This window comes from Paenibacillus sp. PAMC21692, assembly GCF_014303795.1.
GTDB lineage: Bacteria > Bacillota > Bacilli > Paenibacillales > Paenibacillaceae > Pristimantibacillus > Pristimantibacillus agaridevorans.
Genome location: NZ_CP060293.1, coordinates 2,838,802 through 2,857,317 on the forward strand (window position 1 = coordinate 2,838,802; position 18,516 = coordinate 2,857,317).

An 18,516-nucleotide genomic window follows, 5' to 3' on the forward strand; every position below is an offset into this window, starting at 1 on the left:
AAAACTAGATGAGGGCTGTTTGCCGTCCTTAACAACAGGGCAATATAATCACAACATAGAGATACAAATCGCAATATATCTTCATTGCTAGATAGGTTGTCCCTATTGCGCAAGGGGTTGTTAGTGTCGAGTCCATTTCTTGCGGTATTGATGCGGCGTAATCCCCATATGGGATTTGAACAATTTGCAGAAGTAAGAGCTATTCGTAAGTCCGATCTCCTCGGCGATGAGAGAGACGGGCTTATTAGTCGCGATCAGCAGCAGCACAGACTGATGGACTCTCCGGGTCGCCATGTATTCCGAGATGTTGATGCCCGTAGCCTCCTTAAACAAGTGGGACAGATAAAACGGAGACAGGTGCAGCGCCCGAGCCATGCGGTCCAGGGAATACGGTTCCGAATAATGGGTCTCGACCCAGTTCAGGATATGCTCCACCTGATGGTTTTTGCGGCGCGTCCGATAGGCCGGGGCATGCTCATTCCACTGCTCCCACTCTTGTTTAAGCCAGCGATATAAAGGGATCAGGAAAAGAGAGCTTTCTTCGTGCCTGTCCGTATCCCTCTGCGTGTGCAATTGATTATGCATGTTTCTGAACAGACCGTCGAGCAGATCGGCATCATGAAACTCGTATAAGCACGGGGAAGGCAGCTTCTCCAAATGAATATAGCGATAGAAGGAATGCAGCCGCGGCCATTTCTCGAAATAAGCTTCGAACATGGTCGGTTCGAAAATTGCCAACGACCGTTCGAAGCATTGGCCGTCCGTATAATCGAGCGTTAAATGATGGAGCTGGTTCGGCTGAAAGATACAGAGCATGCCCGACTTGATGTCGTAGCTGTTATTGTCAACGATCATCGTTCCTCTCCCCTGATGGATATACAATATCTCTACGCCCAGATGGGAATGGAAGGTTTCCAAATGCTCGTTATTCACGCTCTTGCGTTTGTAGGCAAAATATAACGGCTCCTCGCTAAAATTGCTTGTCGACATTGGCAAGAGACTCACCCTTTCCGTCCAAAAATAAACGATCAACTCTACCTTCAATATAGCAAGTCGTCCTATCAGGTTCAAGCCGGATCATGAGATAAAACCGCAATCTAGCGTCATTTTTCCAACTATGCCATATCACAATTGGGCGTCCGGCTACGTTAAGATACTCGTAGGATATCAATTCCCAGGAGGACAGAGCCATGATCAAAGTAGCCATTATCGGCGCAGGAGCAATATCGTCCGCTCATATCGAAGGATATCTGCAATTCAAGGAGCGTTGTCGGATCGTCGCCTTGTGCGACCTTTATCCCGAGAAAGCGGAAGCGAAGCGGGAGCAATACGGCTTGGATGCCAAAGTCGTAAAGGATTATAAGGAACTGCTTGGGGACGGGATCGAGCTGGTATCCGTATGCATGCCTCCGTTCGTGCACGCCCCCGTTACGATCGACTTCCTGAACGCGGGCAGCCATGTCATCGTGGAGAAACCGATGGCGGCTTCCCTCGAAGAATGCGACGCGATGATCGCGGCGGCCGAACGGAGCGGAAAAGTATTGTCCGTTATCGCACAGAACCGGTTCAGAAATCCCGTCATGAAGCTCAAGAGCGTGCTGGACAGCGGCTTGGCCGGAAACATTCTTCATGCCCAGGTCGACTCGTTCTGGTGGCGGGGTCACTGCTATTACGACTTATGGTGGCGCGGCACTTGGGAGAAGGAAGGCGGCGGACCTACGCTGAACCATGCGGTGCATCATATGGACGCCATGTTGTGGATGCTGGGGCAGCCAAGCGAGATTCAGGCCATTATGAGCAACGTCGCGCATGACAATGCGGAGGTGGAGGATCTCTCCATCGCGATGCTCCGGTATCCGAACGGATCGCTCGGTCAGATTACGAGCTCCGTCGTGCATCATGGCGAAGAACAGCAATTTATATTCCAGGGGCAGAACGCGCGGATCTCGGCGCCATGGAAGGTAACGGCGTCGGTATCGAGGCCGAACGGCTTCCCCGAACGGAACGCGGAGCTGGAGGAGCAGATCCAGGATCTATATAACAAGCTGCCGGACCTCCCCTATGAGGGGCATACCGCGCAGATTGACAACGTGCTTGGCGCAATCGAGACCGGAACGCCGGTATTGATAGACGGAGTTAGCGGCCGCAGTACGCTCGAGCTCATCATGAGCATCTACAAATCGGCGAGCACGGGCATGAAGGTTCAGCTCCCCCTGCAGCCGGACGATCCCTTTTACACGCAGGAAGGCGTCAAGGCGAACGTGCCTTACTTCTACCAAAAGGGCGAGAGCGTCGAGAACTTCTCGGATCAAAACATTACGACGGGCAGCTTTGCCAACAAAAAATAAAGCGGGGGTTAAGCTCAGGAGCAAGCGATACGAATTACGAGAAGTCTGCAAGCGATTTATCCATATAATTAAAGATTATCCATAAAAAGAGAGTCGCTCACTTTTGCGGCTCTTTTTATATTCCATGCAAGATATGAAACGTAAATCAATTATCATGGTGTCAATAAAATATAAGAGATTATCCAGGGTACTTTCGCTATAATGGAAAAAAAGTAAGCATACATCTGTGTGCAGCAAAGGGAGTCCCGAAAATGAAAAGCGCTTTCATTCTTTGGAGGAAATCGATTTTTACCCGGCTTATCGTTACCTTCCTTTTAATTGTCTCGCCTATATATCTTGTTGCTTTTCTTATCTACAATTGGGGCATTAACAGCGTTAAGGAAGAACTGGAAGGCACGATGAAGTCTCAGCTAAGTTTTTACTCCAGCAATCTCGACACGGAAATACAGCGTGTCAACTCCCTCCTTTTTAATACTCTATATGACAGCAACCTTACAGACCTCGCAAATTTGATTTCCAAATTGTCGGATTACGACACTTACCAATCGATCAACAATTTGCAACAACGGCTGCTTGTGCTGCAAAACAGCAATATATATGTGAGTAACGTGACCGCGCACATTCCGTCGGCGGATATGATCGTCACCTCCAATGATGGACGTGGCCCGCTTGAACAGGAACCGCTGCACTACTTTAATAGTGCAAAATCAAATTCTAAATCCCAACTCCTTCTTTACAAGGGAGACATTTATTTACGCGCATTGCTTCCCCTGGACATAAATTACAGGATTGAGAAAAAGGTTCATCTGTTGACAGTGAAGCTTTCAATAGAGCGAATCCGTGCTGCGCTTGGACAATTGGAAACCCGCAGGGATAGCGGCGCGGTTTTGCTGCTGCCTGACAATAAGATGATCTTGAGCGATGCAGTGGATATTGAGTTTGCAAGCAGTCTCAAAAATGTCTTAATCTCGCGGCTGAAAGAAGCTCCCAGCGGAACCATCGTACTAGAAAACGATAAGCTGCAATATTTTGCGGTTTATATGAAATCGGACTATCTTAATACGGCATTAGTCCAATATGTTCCAATGGAGGCGCTGACGGAGAAGGCGGAACAATTCAAAACCTTGTTTTTATTTTTCTCGTTGTCTGCCGTACTGGTCATCGCTTTGTACATGCTATCCGCCTTTAAGTTTATCCAGCAACCGATGCTTAAGCTGATAAGGGTGCTCAGACAAATGGAGATGGGGAATTTGAACGTAGAGATCACTCACCGGCGTACAGATGAATTCGGGTTCCTGTTTCAGCGATTTAACGGGATGATGAAAAATCTTAATCAATTGATCGATCAAGTATACAAGCAGCAAATATTAACTCAGCAGGCCGAGCTCAGACAGCTTCAATCGCAGATTAATCCGCATTTTCTCTACAACACCTACTTTGTACTGTATAACATGGCCATGAGCGAGGATTATGATAATGTCAAACTGTTTACACACCAGCTTGGTTCGTACCTTAAATACATTACTCGGAACGCCGCAGAAGATGTTCCGCTGCATATTGAAGTCGATCACGCTCGAACTTATTGCGATATTCAAAGCTTGCGATTCTACAATCGCATTGAAGTCGAATTTGGACATATCCCTCCAAGCTGCCGGGATAAGCTAGTGCCGCGGTTAATTTTGCAGCCGGTTATCGAGAATGCATTCGAGCACGGAATATCCGATATGAAGAGCGGAGGTTGGCTTGTTGTCCGATTCGAGAAGGAGAATGACGGATTCGTAATTATTGTAGAGGACAATGGGCCGTCCATATCGGAAGCAAGAGTGCATGAGCTGAACAGGTTGCTCACTCCTGGAAGGGACGACGTCAGTGAAATTACGGCGATTGTGAATATACATCGAAGATTAAGGCTCAAATTCGGAGAGGAAAGCGGTCTTAGTTTCGAGGTTGGCGATAAGGGTGGGCTCAGAGTTAACATTTTCGTACGAGAGCAGGGGGCAAATTGAAAATGAAAAGATTGCTGATCGTTGATGACGAGCCTTTTATCGTGAATGGAATGTATGAGTTTATGCTGCTCGGATCCGGTTTGGAGCTGGATGTTTACAAGGCGTTTTCCGGAGACGAAGCTTTGGAGTGGCTGCAGCGGACGAAGATGGATATCGTTATATCGGATATCCGCATGCCGTCGATGAGCGGACTGCAGCTGCTCGAAGTCATTCGGAAACGCTGGCCGTATTGTAAGGTTATTTTGCTGACCGGCTACAATGAATTCGATTATGTGTATCAAGCTATTAAACATGATGGCGTTCGCTATTTATTGAAAACGGAAGGCTACGATAAAATATTGGAGCTTGTTCGCGTTGCAATAGCAGAAATTGACGAAGCTCGTAAATCCGAGGACTTGATTGCTACAGCAAATCGCCAAATGAAGATGGCGCTCCCGATTTTGCAAAAGGATCTATTTACGGGGCTATTGCGTGGAGAGCGTCACACAACGGAGCAGCGAAACTATTTATTTCGACAGCTGGCGCTTTTGCTGGATGCGGAAAGCGAAGTGTTTTTGATTATCGGCAGGCTGGAAAATACAAATCGAGCAGAAAGTACGATTCGGGTCAAGATGGCCTTTGAGCGGTATATCGGAAATGAATACAAGTCAGTTTTCTTTACGATGGAAGACAATTTGCTCGTTTGGTTTGTTCAGCCGATGGAGAACGTGAGAGTAGAAAGTGCGCAAGAAGATCGTTTGGAAATAAAAGGTTCGGAAATCGGTCAAGGAATCGTGCCGCAGCTTAAAGGCATGCTCGAGCTCGTTTTAGAGATGTGTGAGGCTACGTTCGGCTTTACGGTTCATTTTATTATCGATGGTCAATCCGCACCTTGGGAACAAGTGGCTGATCGTTTTGCGATCCTTAGAGCAGGAAGCGGCAGCTTGCCGGCAATCGGAGGCGGAGGAAGTATTGTGGAATATCCTTACCCGAAGCCGAACACCTCCATCGCCATTGAGAACGAAACGCTTGACTTAGCTATGCGGCAAATGAAAAGGATGGATTTGCTCGCGAATTTTCTTGAATCGGGTCGCAGGGAGGAATTTCTCGAGCTGCTGAAGGAGCTTCTGTACAGCGCAGAAATCGCTATAGACCGCAAGATGGTTCATGCAGCTCTCGGTATTTATTACCCGCTGTCTTTGCTGCTTCTTTCCCATATCCATACATGGCAAATGGAGCAGCGTTTTAATGAAGTGAATGGGTTCGTCCCGCAAGTCATACTAGATCCGTCTGCATCTGTAAATCAGGCGGCTGAGGCGTTTCGCCATATTGCTCCGCTGCTTTTCGAATGGCGGCAGAACGCGCAGAACAGTCATGCCCATACTGCCATTTCCCACGTTCAAGATTATTTGCTGGCTAATCTTGACAAGGATTTGTCGCTCGTTCGCCTTGCGGAAGTAAGCCGATTGAATCCTTCTTATTTGTCGAGGCTGTTCAAGCAGGTGACAGGGGTCAATCTGAACGTCTTTATCCAAGAGGCGCGCTTGAATAAAGCGATGGAGCTGCTGCGCGACTCGGACTACAAGGTATACGAAATCGCCAGACTGGCAGGTTACGAGTACGCTCCTTATTTCACGAAAATTTTCAAAAAAAACGTTGGTGTGAGCCCCCAGGAATACCGCGATCATTTGAACAAAAGTCAATAAACTATAAGCGGGTAAAAAAGTTATGCGTTTTCAAAAGGAAACGCTTTCGTTTAAGATTCTGAGCAAGGAGCTAGTGCTTACGATCACGGTTTAACTAGCTTCAAACTAAAAGATTTGGGGGACTGAAGTTGAAAAATGTAAATTGGAAAAAGGCAGCAGGTATCATACTAGCAGTAATAATGCTAACGATATCGGCATGCAGCAGCGACAATAAGCCAAACGAAGGGGATTCCGGAACTGAGAGTCCATCTGCAAGCTCTGGTGCAGATACGACGCATGCGTCCGAGAAACCAGTAGAGAAAGCGGACCCGCTTGGCAAATTCGATCCGATGATCGAGGTAACCACGGTCAAGTCGCTAGATGATGGCTCCATGAATTTTCCGGAAGGCGAGTCTATTGACAATAACTTATGGACACAGGGCTTCGAGAAGGAGCTTGGCATAAAGCTTAAGGTAGAATGGCTTGTACCGGACAATCAGTATGATCAAAAGCTGAATGTAATGATCGCGTCCGACGATCTTCCAGATATCATGATGGTGAACGCCGTACAGCTCAAGCAATTGGTCGATAATGATATGGTTGCGGACTTGACCGAAGTATACGCTCAATACAAGTCCGAGCTTACGGATCAAATCATGACGTCTGATGGAGGAATTGGACTTAAGCAGGCCACGTTCGACGGCAAGCTGATGGCGCTTCCACAGATGAACGGGGCAGCGGATTCCGCGCCGATTTTATGGATTCGCAAAGACTGGCTCGATCATTTGGGTTTAGCTGTCCCAACCACGATGGAGGAGCTTATCAATGTCGCCAAAGCTTTCACGGAGAACGACCCTGACCAGAACGGCCAGAAGGATACTTATGGACTAGCGCTGGAAAAAGGATTGTTCGGCGGCGAATTCGTACTTAACGGCTTTTTCAATGGCTATCATGCGCTTACTGGTTCTCCGGGCAATCTGCTATGGAATAAAGGCAGTGATGGCAACCTTATCATGGGATATGTTCAGCCAGAGGCAAAAACGGCCTTGGGCAAGCTGGCGGGAATGTATAAAGCAGGGTATATCGAAAAAGATTTTGCCGTTAAAGATGTCGGCAAAGTTGGTGAGTCTGTTGTTTCAGAGAAGATCGGGATGTTCTATGGACTGCACTGGAACGTCTTCACTCCGCTGCCGAGCGCCGTGCAAAAAAATCCGGCAGCAGATTGGCGGCCTTATCCGATTCCGACAGTGGACGGTACCATTACAGCCGAAAATCTGCTGGGTGTATCCAATTTCTTTGTCGTAAAGAAAGGGGCAGTTAATCCCGAAGCTGCGGTCAAAATACTGAATTACTTCTTATTGAAGCAAAATCCGCTCAGTCCGGAGTTTGATGCGAGATTCCATAATGGTCCGCAATATCCGGATGCATCGCATAGCGAATACAAATATTCACCTATTTTCGTGTTCCACCCGCAGCAAAATATTTTAATCCATAGAGGTTTCGTCGAATATGGCAAGGCTCGCGATACCAATGTGCTAAGCGCCTGGAACCAAGGCAATCAAGCAGATATCGATTTATTGGAGAACGGGTATAACGGTACGGATGGGGAAGGCAAAGCAGCCGGCGTCAAAACGGAAGTATGGGCAGGCTGGATGTGGTCGGGGCCGATCGGTGCGTATAGCGTCGTAAATAGCTACTTGGAAAATAAGCAAATCGTAGAGCCTGTATTTTATGGAGCGCCTACTCCAACGATGACGGCGAAGCAGTCCACCTTAGAAAAGCTAATCTTGGAAAATTACACCAAATTTATAATGGGCGTACGTCCGATCGAAGAGTTCGATAAATTCGTGCAGGATTGGGATTCACTCGGCGGTGCGGATATTACGAAGGAAGTTAATGATTGGGCTATGTCAAAATAAGCTAACGAAGCAGGGGCGGATGTTAGTCCGCCCCGGCATGGAAAAGGATGTTGGTGATGAAAAAGCACAATTTCGGCAAAGGTTTGATGCGCGAGTGGCCCATGCATCTAATGATGCTTCCGGCTGTCCTTCTTGTCATACTGTTCAGCTATATTCCTTACGCGGGACTCGCGATTGCATTCGAACGATTTAACCCGAGTAAAGGCTTTTTCGGATCTCCGTTCGTAGGCTGGGATAATTTCGAATACATGATCAAGATGCCGGGAATAAGTCAGGTAATTTGGAACACGGTTTATATCGCTTGCATGAAAATGGTTGGCGGTCTTATCGTTCCGATCGTATTCGCACTCTTGCTGAATGAAGTCATTCACACAAAATTTAAACGAGCGGTACAGACGCTTATTTACCTGCCTCATTTTTTGTCTTGGGTTATTCTTGGCGGGGTGCTGACCGATATTTTATCTCCGTCAGGCGGGCTTGTGAACATCTTAATCGGCTGGTTCGGAGCAGAGCCTGTCTTTTTCCTCGGCAATGAAAAGTTGTTTCCTTACGTGCTAGTTGCTTCGGATATATGGAAGGAATTTGGATTTGGCACAATTATTTATTTAGCGGCAATTACATCGATAAATCCGGTCCTGTACGAGGCGGCGATCTGCGATGGTGCTAATCGCTGGCGTCAGGTTTGGCATATTACTCTTCCTGGAATGACGCCGATTATTGTACTGATGATGACGCTTAGCCTAGGCAATGTGCTGAACGCAGGCTTCGATCAAGTATTTAATCTGTACAGTCCGGTTGTTTATCGGACTGGCGACATTTTGGATACTTTAGTGTACCGGCTAGGACTTATTGACGCCCAATACGGTGTCGCAACCGCAGTCGGCTTATTCAAATCCGTCGTATCAACCATGTTTATCGTCATATCCTACATTTGCGCGTTTCGATTCGCGAATTACCGCATTTTCTAGAGAAAGGAAGTAGAACCGAATGATTCGAGCCGGCACGGGAAGAACTGTGTTTCAGCTTTTTAATTACTTGCTGCTTGCTTTTTTCGCCTTCATTTGCGTGGCGCCGCTTATAAACGTTCTATCCGTTTCTCTAAGTGAAAGCGCCTATGCAGCTGCCGGAAGCGTAAAGCTGTGGCCCGTTCATTTTACGATTGAATCTTATGTATTTGCTTTCAAAGACAAGCTGCTGCTCTCTTCCTATGGGGTATCAATCCAGCGTGTTATTATCGGGGTCGCAATCAATATGTTTCTTACCATTCTTGTAGCGTATCCGTTGTCGAAGGAAGTTCGAGAATTTCGTTTTCGTACCTTGTATGCATGGTTTTTGTTCATAACGATATTGTTTCATGGAGGTCTGATTCCTTGGTATGTAACGATTCGCCAATTGAATTTGATGGACTCGATATGGGCGCTTGTCCTACCGTCGGCAGTGCCGGTATTCAACTGTATACTGCTGCTGAATTTCTTCCGCCAGCTCCCGAAGGAGCTGCAGGAATCGGCTCATATGGACGGAGCGGGTCATTGGACGATTCTGTGGCGGATCATGGTTCCGTTGTCTAAGCCGGCACTGGCGACACTAGTCTTGTTTGCCTGTGTCAACCATTGGAATTCTTGGTTTGATGGACTAATTCTAATGAAGCGGCCGGAGCATTATCCACTGCAGACTTATTTGCAAACCAAGGTTATTAGTTTTGATGCAAGCGCGCTCGCAGGAGCCACGAAGCAAGAGCTGGAATCGCTGATGGCGGTATCCGACCGTACCCTTAAGGCGGCACAGATTTTTCTGTCTGCGCTGCCGATCATGTGCCTGTATCCGTTTCTGCAGAAGTATTTCGTGAAAGGAATTGTGATGGGGAGCGTGAAAGAATGAGCAATGGGGAGCTTATAACGTATTTACCTGGTGATAAAGGAGATTCCGGTAACGCGAAGCAGTTCTTTTATGTTAAGGATTTCGGTGCGAAGGCAGACGGCGTCTCCGACGCGGGCCCTGCCATACGCGCCGCAATCGCAGCCGCGATCTCATCAGGAAAAGATGCGGAGGTTAGATTTGAACGCGGACGTTATCGCGTGGAAGGCGGTCAAAATAATGAAGCGGCAGTCCGTATCGTCGGCGCTAGCAAGCTCGTACTGAAAGGTGAAGGCAGTGATACCGTTATTGTTGCGGGGAATCCGCTGGCGAGCGGCATAGAGGTGGTGGACTGTGATGATGTATTAATCCAAGCGCTCGCTGTTGATTACGATCCGCTTCCTTATACACAGGGTACAGTAGCAGAAGCAAGACCAGCCGAAGGTTGGTTTACGTTTCGAATTGACGATTCTTATCGACAGTTGGACGAAAGCTATTTCAAAGAAGTGGAAGCGCGTTGGGGCTTGGTCGTTCGAGGAGCAGGCGGACCAGAGCCGCGTTACGGTCCGCATCCTTTATTGGATCTAACCTGGGAGAAATCAGGGGATTCCGAATGGCGCGTGAAGGTTTCCAATCCAGAGATGCTCCAAGCCTCAGGCATGCAGCCTGGGGATCGGTATGTCCATATGGCGAGAAGGCATTACGAAAGTGCAATCATATTCTGGCGCACGAATCAGGCTGCTTTGCGCGACGTAACTGTATACGCTGGTCCTGCGCTCGCAACTATTTGGGGTCAGAACAAAAATGTGGAAATCGACGGCTTGCGTGTTGAAGTTCTTCCGGGCTCGAATCGGCTGCTGTCCGCCAACGGTGATGGCATTCACAATTTGAATACGCGGGGCAATCTGATCATTCAAAATTGTTCGTTCTCCGGTATGGCCGATGATGCGATAAATATTCACGTACGTGCAGGAACGATTTGCCGGGTTTTGTCCCCGGATATTCTGCATGTGCGAGGTGGCTTGTTCGAAGCACTTGCAGGAGACACGCTGCAAATCTATAGTCCGCAATTAGGACAGATCCGAGCCGAGGCACAGGTGCTGCATGCCGCCAAACTGCCGGATGAAACCTTGGAGATTAAGCTGGATCGCGAGATTTCTAACGCTCTCGCGGGCAATGGTTTGCACGATTCCGATCATGTCTACAATTTGTCTGCCTGCGGCAGAGGATTTGTCGTGAGAGGCAATCATTTCGGCAGACACCGGGGAAGAGGTATTCTCGTCCGCAGTCTGGACGGGACAATAGAGGGTAATACATTCACGAACGCGGAAGGCTGGGGAGTTGCCGTTCAGCATGAACCTGATTGGGAGGAAGGGCCGCTTACGAGGAATCTTTCAATCGTGAATAATACGTTCAAAGGAGATGAAGTGAACGTCATGGCGTCCATTCATATTGCCGCTGGAATTCCGGCAGGAGTTCAGGCTGCGGATTGGGGTCAGCCGATAACGGGAATTTCCATCAAGGATAACCAATTCCTTAATCCGCAGTACCCGCTTATTCATATACAATCCGCTGCGAATATCGTCATTTGCGATAATCATGTAAAGGAATTGCTGCCGGGAACAGGATCGGACATTAAAGCGATTGAGACCGAGAACGCTCAAGGAGTAGAGGCCGAGGAGGCGTGGAGCGGATGAATGATCGCGTATGGAGGCATCGCACACCGCTTGCAAGGCTTAAGCGGAAGCTGAGGCAGGGAGCGGCGACTATCGGTTTCCTCGGAGGCTCCATAACGGAAGCCGCCCCGGGACATAATTGGCCGGAGAAGGTGTTGTCCTGGCTGACGGAAAGTTACCCGGAGGTACGCTTCACGGTCGAAAATGCCGCAATCGGCGCGACGGGCAGCGATTTGGGCTGCTTTCGTGCTCGCAGGGACATCCTCGACCGGGGCTGCGATATCGTATTCATCGAGTATGCCGTTAACGATTATTACGGCGATAAGGAAATCCGCAAGCGCTCGCGCGAAGGATTAATTCGTCAATTGCTCGCAGGAGGCGCGACAGACGTCGTGCTTGTATACACCTTTTTGCAGGCGATGTACAAGGAAATGTACGAAGGCCGAATGCCGGATTCGATTGAAGAGCTGGAGACGTTGGCCGTTCATTACGGCATTGGTTCCGTCTGGGCGGGGCTGCATGCATTTGAAGAAGTTCGTCTCGGCCGCATGGATTGGGATGAATGGCTGCCCGACGGCTTGCATCCGACTCATCGGGGCAGCCTCAGCTATGCCCAAGCGGTAATTGCCTTTCTTGAGAAAGAGCTTCGGGCGGTAGAAGGGGAGGCTGGAGATTCTCCGGGAGCTTCTGGAGAACATGCGGCAGGTGAGGAAGCTGCTGGCCATCCGGGAGCTACCGGCGAGCACGCGGCAGCCAGCGTTTTGCCGGAGCCGTTGAACGTCTCTCATTGGGGCAGTGTTTCACGTCTCCCTTTTACAGAGGTTACGATGGAAGGACCTTGGCTCATCCGGCGAAGCAGCCGCCTTGTTTGGATTGATCAGATGCTCACGACGTCCGCAATCGGAGCAAAACTGGCCTTTTCATTCGAAGGCGCGGGGCTGGCGCTCGCCTTTGACTTCGGAAAGCGTTCGGCGAATTTCATTTATCGGATCGATGGGGGAGAGCAGGTCGAGCACGTCTTCGATCGTCAGGATTGGTGTCCGGAGGAAGGCATGTTCCAGCTTGCTCTCGTGGGACGCGACCTTCCACCCGGCCAACACCGGATGGAGTTGGAAGTCATACACGGTGACGGTCCGGGGTGTACTGGAACCCGGTTCAAACTGGCATTTATAGGTGTCATACATGAAACGAGGTGAGAGAAGGTTTGAAGTACGAAGGAAAGGTTTACGGTGAAGGTTTAAACGATAGAATTGCCTATCCGCTTGGCGGGCTAGGTGCGGGAATGATTGCACTCGAAGGAACTGGGGGGCTTTCCCACTTCTCTCTTCGGCATAAGCCGGAGCTGCTTAACAAGCCGATGTGTTTCTCCGCAGTTACGGTCTGCGGTGAAAATGCTATTGCTAAAGTGCTTGAAGGTCCAATGCCATCACGCTCGATCTACGATCTTCGGCACGGTCCTCATGGCGGTGCCGCAGGCGGCAACAACGGCAGAAATTACGGTCTGCCACGGATGGAAGAGAGCTCCTTCACTGCGAGTTTCCCATTTGCGGAAGTATCGATGAAGCACTCGCAATTGCCGGTGAATGTTGTATTGACAGGCTGGAGTCCATTCGTGCCTGGTCATGCCGATGATTCCTCATTACCGGTGGCAGGACTTGAATACAGGTTTCATAATCATTCGAGCGATCCTGTCCAGCTTGTCTATTCCTTTCACAGTACAAATTTTATGTCGTGCGGGGATGGCGAAGCGTCAGCCAAGCCCATTGTCGGGGGTTTTGTTCTTTCGCAGGAAGGTACCCCTGATATGCCTTGGACGGCAGGACAATTTTGTGCGGCGACCGATTACCCAGGAGCTGTGACGGATACGTCGTGGTTCCGCGGCGACTACTGGTTTGATACTCTTACGATGCTGTGGCGGAAGATCGAAGGAGCGAGTGCGGGCAGTCTGCCCCAAAATTATAATTCAGGAGAGAAGGGAGGCAGCTTGTACGTTCCAATGTCGCTGAAGCCGGGAGAAACCGCGACCGTGCGGCTCCGGTTAAGCTGGTTCGTTCCGGAATCCGATCAGCGTCATGGTTTTTTCGCCAATCCGGACGAATACGGCTATTACAAGCCATGGTATGCGGCAGCGTTCGAGAGCGGAGCAGATCTCGAAAGCTATTGGCGAAAGGAATATTTCCGTTTGCGGGATTTAACGGTGAAGTTCTCGGATCATCTGCATGCAAGCAATCTTCCCGAAGAAGTGATGGAAGCGGTTTCATATAATCTTGCTATTCTGAAATCGCCGACGATTATGCGTCAGCACGACGGCAGGCTGTGGGCGTGGGAAGGCTGCTTCGACGAAGAGGGAAGCTGCTACGGAACCTGTACCCACGTTTGGAATTACGCACAAGCATTAGCTCATCTGTTTCCTGGACTGGAGCGGGAAATTCGACGTACTGAATTTACGGAGGGGCAGGACGAGGAAGGGCATCAAAGCTTTCGTGTCCCGCTGCCGATTGCGCCATCAGCCCATCTTGAGCAAGCGGCGGCAGACGGGCAATTAGGCGGCATTATGAAAGTTTACCGGGAATGGAGAATTAGCGGCGATACCGGGTGGATGCTTTCTTTATGGCCCAAAGTGAAACAAAGCTTATCATTCGCGATTCGAACATGGGATCCCCGTCATACAGGAGTGCTGGAGGAGCCGCATCACAATACTTACGATATCGAGCTGTGGGGACCGAACGGGATGAGCGCAACGCTTTATTTGGGCGCTCTAAAAGCAGCGGCGATCATGGCGGAAGCGGCGGGAGAATCGTCAGAGCAATACGAAACCTTGTATGCAAAAGGAAGAGCGTATGCGGAATCGGATTTGTTCAACGGGGAATATTTTGTGCAGCATGTACGGTGGAAGGATCTTGACGCGCCGCTGCCTCAAAACGGACACAAGGCGAACAATGTCGATTATTCCGAGGATGCATACGCCTTGTTTCTGCAGGAAGGCCCCAAGTATCAATATGGCACTGGCTGCCTCGCGGATGGCGTGTTCGGCTGCTGGCTTGCCGCTGTGTGCGGACTTGGTGACATTCTCGATCCGAGCAAGGTTGCTAGTCATTTGCTTAGCGTATACCGCTACAATTTCAAAACCGATTTGTCTGAGCACGTAAATCCACAGCGTTCGGGCTTTGCGATTGGCAAGGAAAGCGGTCTGCTGCTTTGTACTTGGCCAAGAGGCGGAGAACCGACATTGCCGCTTCAGTACAGTAGAGAAGTATGGCCGGGGCTCGAGTACCAGGTTGCTTCTCATCTGATTTATATGGGATTCGAGCAAGAGGGGCTAACTATTGTAAGAGCATGCCGCGACCGGTTCGACGGACGAGTGCGCAATCCATTCTCTGAATACGAATGCGGCGAATGGTATGGCCGTTCACTGTCCTCTTACGCGCTTTTATGGGCATACGGGGGAATTCGCTACGACGCTCTCGATCAAACGTTATACGTGAAACGTACTGCAGCCAATCATGACTTTACTACTTTCATATCAGCAGCCACAGGTTATGGAATGGCTGGCGTGAAGGACGGAATGCCGTTCGTTAAGTGTCAATCAGGGGAAATTCAGGTGAATCAGATCGAATGGTATTAATTCAAACAGGGATGTGATAAAGAATGATAGCACGGAGTAACATCATAAATAAAAATAGGATAATCCTGCTGCTGTTTACTATACCATTCATGCTTTATCTGATTATGTATGAAGCCAAAACGGCCTATGCATCGATTTCGGGAGATGCTTATGTAACCTATGATTCAGGTACGAGAACATGGACGCTCGGTACGGATGATGTGGAAAAAAAAGTTCGCCTGAATGATCTCGGTCAATTTATGCAAACCAGCTTCAAGAATAAGCTGACAAACCGCGAGTATGTGCAGGGAACGCAGCAATCAGACGAGTTTCAAGTTAAGATCGGAAGCACGGTCTATAATGGTTCATCTACGAGCTGGATCTATGATACGCACGATGTAACGACGCTTTCTCAGGGGGAGCTGCAGCTTAAAATCACATTTCATAATAGTGTCGTGAAGGTGCATCGCTATTATGTTGTTTTCCCTGATACCGGTGCCATTCGCGAATGGTCGGAATTTCAGAACGTGTCGGGCAGCCCGCAAAGCTTCTCATCGCCCTATATGTTCAAGCAGCGGCTGATGCAAAATGACAGAGCCGATATCGATCTTCAATATATGACCGGAGGAGGCAACTTTACCGGCTCGGGCGTGCTCAAGACGGTATCTATGACCGGAAGCTATAATCGCACCTTCGACTCTTATGATGCTCCCGAGGTTATGATGGTTGACGGACACTACCAGAATGCGATAGGCACTTATGAGCAGGGAACTTCTGTATACGACGCTTTTTTCGTGCTTCGCAACCGATCCTTGTCCGAAGGCATCTGGCTGTCTTTTGATTTTAACGGGCATTGGCTGGCCCAAGTGAGTGAAACCGGTACCCCGATCAACTTAAGCGGCTATGTCAGCATGTCTGATTACGTGGTGGCAGACAACGCGTCGATTACGGGTGCCAAGAGCATCATCGGCGTCTTCAGCGGTGATTTGGATGATATGGGTAATACGATTTTAGATTACTCATACCGCTATCTATGGGATTATACCCGCGGCTCGGGTGGCGGCACATGGCAAAACCGGATCAGTCCGCAAATGCCGAGTGCTTGGGAGTCAACGAATTATGCACGATACGCCGGAGGCACGGTCGTTCATGTTGATGATAATTGGTATGACCGAAAAGGCGACTGGAATGAAGCGCTTGCGGACGAAAGCTTTGCCGATTTGAATGAATACGTGCAGAAAAGCGGAATCAAGATGAGGGTGTGGTCCCCTTTCTGGCATGTAGACTATGGATCCGAGGTAGCGAAGAGTCACCCTGAGTGGCTGGTAGAGGATGACGAAATGACTTTTTATGGTCTGCATCTGAATTTGGCGAATGAAGATGCTTATGACTGGATTGTGGACAAAGCTACTTCAAAACAGACGGAGTGGGGTGCTTATGATTGGCGCTATGACGGAGCGCCCGCGTGGAAATCAGGAGGAAGCGACAATGATATGCTTGCGCAGTCCCATAACTTCTTCCGGCTTCTGAAGGAGTTCAAGGATGCGAATCCGTATGCGACCATTCAAGGGTGCGCATCCGGCGGTGAGATTTTGTCGATGGAGGCATTGCGGTATGTTGACGCGCAGCAGTTGACGGATGGACTCGCCTATCATTACGCCGGCTACTATCAATCATTGAAAATTCCATTAGTGAAGCTTGGACACGGCTTTTACTCCGAGCCGGACATCGATGCGGATTTCACTACTCTGGAGCCTAAAAGCGCTGCAACTAAAGAGAAATATCGAGAATTTGTGGAGATGCAGCGATACATTGGCACTCAGGGAGTAAATGGCAGATGGAGTAAAGTATTTCGTCCGACAATGGCCTCTGGCGACGAGACGTACATGCTGCAAACGACAAATGGGGATCAGACCAAAGCTATGATCATGTTCAATGGATCAGCTCCGTATTTTAACACGAATATTACGGTATATCCGAAGGGTTTGCTTGATGCGACCGATTATACATTAAGCTGTCCTAAAGGGAGCTGCACATCGCAAACGCGTACGGGAGCTTACTGGAAATCGAACGGAGTAACGCTGACAAACCTGCAGGCCGGGGAAATGATCTTTTTTAACATGACCGATTACCCTGGTTCGGGTTTAGATACGATTAATCCGTCCGCTCCAAGCCATGCGACCGTCCAGAAAGCGGAATACATGGGGCATTACGGTGCGGAATTAAACTGGAGCCCGGCGAGTGACGACCGCTTATTGTCTTATTACGAAATTGAACGTAACGGCACAGTCATCGACAAAGTATCGATCGGTACCTTTTACTTTTTGGAAAATGCTGATTCCGGTGATGTTTACCGAATTAGAAGCGTCGATGGCGACGGCAATGCTTCCACATTCGTGACGGCAGCGTTACTGTCTGGAGGCCCTACGCCGCCCGCCCCGCCAATTATTGCGAGCCGCTATGAATTTGCGGCGGATTTCAGCTCATCTCAAGGAGCTAATCAATGGGCGTATCAGCAGCAATACAATCCATTTCCTGGTTATAATTATTTAACGAATCTATTCTGGGACGCTTCGAACAACCGTTGGAAAGGAAATGATGATTATCCAATGGCAGCGCCAGGCTGGGTCCACCCTGGTAATGAATACAACCCCGTTATTAAGTGGATCGCTCCTAAGGACGGTACCGTCCGAGTTAGCGGTACGGTGTCTTTAAGTCAGGCGGGACAAGGAGGAGACGGGATCACAGCGCGTATTCAAGGGCCGACTAACTCGCCGTACACGAACGGTGATATTTGGGGACCGCATACGCTAGGCGGTAATGATACCGTTGGCATTAGTCACGATCTTATTATAGAAGTGAAAAGAGGGCAGGTACTCTTCTTTATTGTTAATAAAAACGGTAACGAATATTTTGACGGCACGCATTGGAATCCGGTAGTAACCTATGGTTCCTTCCATTCTGCTTCGGCTGGTTTTTCCTCAACACAGGGAGATGGAGGCTGGTATTACCAGCAGTGGGATGGAAGCACCTACTATGATTTATCTACCTACAATGCCGGATTGGCAGCTTGGCAGCAAAGCGGTACGGATTTAATAATCGGAGCTGCATTTCAGCATCCGGATACAAATGAGTCGGTGCGCAAATGGGTCGCTCCCTCAAGCGGCACAATCGATGTGACCGGAACCGTAAAGATGTATCAGACTGGCGGAGATGGAGTAGTCGTCACGATCAAGAAGAATGGCACGACGCTATGGGGCCCGCATTTAATCGATGGAAACGATACGACGACAGGCGTTAGTCATCACATAACTACAACAGTTACGGCGGGCGATGCGATCTACTTCATCGTGAACAAGAACGGCAGCAAATATTTCGATTCAACATTATGGGATCCCATGATTAGTCTCTATTCGTAGAGGGATAAATACTGAACGCCTATTCG

11 protein-coding genes are annotated in these 18,516 nt (G+C 49.1%); 10 read left to right on the top strand and 1 reads right to left on the bottom strand.

What is annotated here, in order from left to right; genetic code table 11:
* Positions 1-120 precede the first annotated feature (120 nt).
* Positions 121-990 carry an AraC family transcriptional regulator gene (locus tag H7F31_RS11190; protein WP_187104241.1) on the bottom strand — a complete coding sequence of 290 codons (870 nt, stop codon included), beginning with the start codon at positions 988-990 and terminating at the stop codon, positions 121-123.
* A 200-nt stretch (positions 991-1,190) separates the two neighbouring features.
* On the opposite strand from H7F31_RS11190, the gene H7F31_RS11195 reads away from it, so the two are divergent.
* The 10 genes from H7F31_RS11195 (at position 1,191) to H7F31_RS11240 (ending at position 18,490) form a co-directional block, all read left to right on the top strand.
* On the top strand, positions 1,191-2,348 hold the full coding sequence (locus H7F31_RS11195; RefSeq protein WP_187104242.1) for a Gfo/Idh/MocA family protein: 1,158 nt from the start codon (positions 1,191-1,193) through the stop codon (positions 2,346-2,348).
* Positions 2,349-2,599: 251 nt separating this feature from the next.
* Positions 2,600-4,354: a sensor histidine kinase gene (locus tag H7F31_RS11200; protein ID WP_187104243.1), complete on the top strand. Its 1,755-nt coding sequence runs from the start codon at positions 2,600-2,602 to the stop codon at positions 4,352-4,354.
* Positions 4,355-4,356: 2 nt separating this feature from the next.
* On the top strand, positions 4,357-6,039 hold the full coding sequence (locus tag H7F31_RS11205; RefSeq protein ID WP_187104244.1) for a response regulator transcription factor: 1,683 nt from the start codon (positions 4,357-4,359) through the stop codon (positions 6,037-6,039).
* 128 nt (positions 6,040-6,167) lie between these two features.
* Positions 6,168-7,937: an extracellular solute-binding protein gene (locus tag H7F31_RS11210; protein WP_187104245.1), complete on the top strand. Its 1,770-nt coding sequence runs from the start codon at positions 6,168-6,170 to the stop codon at positions 7,935-7,937.
* Between the two features lie 56 nt (positions 7,938-7,993).
* Complete coding sequence (locus tag H7F31_RS11215) at positions 7,994-8,905, top strand: ABC transporter permease (protein WP_261800379.1); 912 nt, start codon at positions 7,994-7,996, stop codon at positions 8,903-8,905.
* Positions 8,906-8,924: 19 nt separating this feature from the next.
* Entirely contained in the window at positions 8,925-9,815 is an 891-nt protein-coding gene (locus H7F31_RS11220) for a carbohydrate ABC transporter permease (protein WP_187104246.1), read from the top strand.
* Positions 9,812-11,488 (top strand): right-handed parallel beta-helix repeat-containing protein, encoded by a 1,677-nt coding sequence (locus H7F31_RS11225; RefSeq protein ID WP_187104247.1) that lies wholly within the window; start codon positions 9,812-9,814, stop codon positions 11,486-11,488. The genes H7F31_RS11220 and H7F31_RS11225 overlap by 4 nt, the downstream gene beginning before the upstream one ends.
* Entirely contained in the window at positions 11,485-12,663 is a 1,179-nt protein-coding gene (locus H7F31_RS11230; protein ID WP_187104248.1) for an SGNH/GDSL hydrolase family protein, read from the top strand. The genes H7F31_RS11225 and H7F31_RS11230 overlap by 4 nt, the downstream gene beginning before the upstream one ends.
* 8 nt (positions 12,664-12,671) lie before the next feature.
* Entirely contained in the window at positions 12,672-15,092 is a 2,421-nt protein-coding gene (locus H7F31_RS11235) for a GH116 family glycosyl hydrolase (protein WP_187104249.1), read from the top strand.
* A gap of 23 nt (positions 15,093-15,115) precedes the next feature.
* Positions 15,116-18,490, top strand: coding sequence for an alpha-galactosidase (locus tag H7F31_RS11240; protein ID WP_187104250.1), 3,375 nt, complete (start codon positions 15,116-15,118; stop codon positions 18,488-18,490).
* The last annotated feature ends 26 nt before the right edge of the window (positions 18,491-18,516 follow it).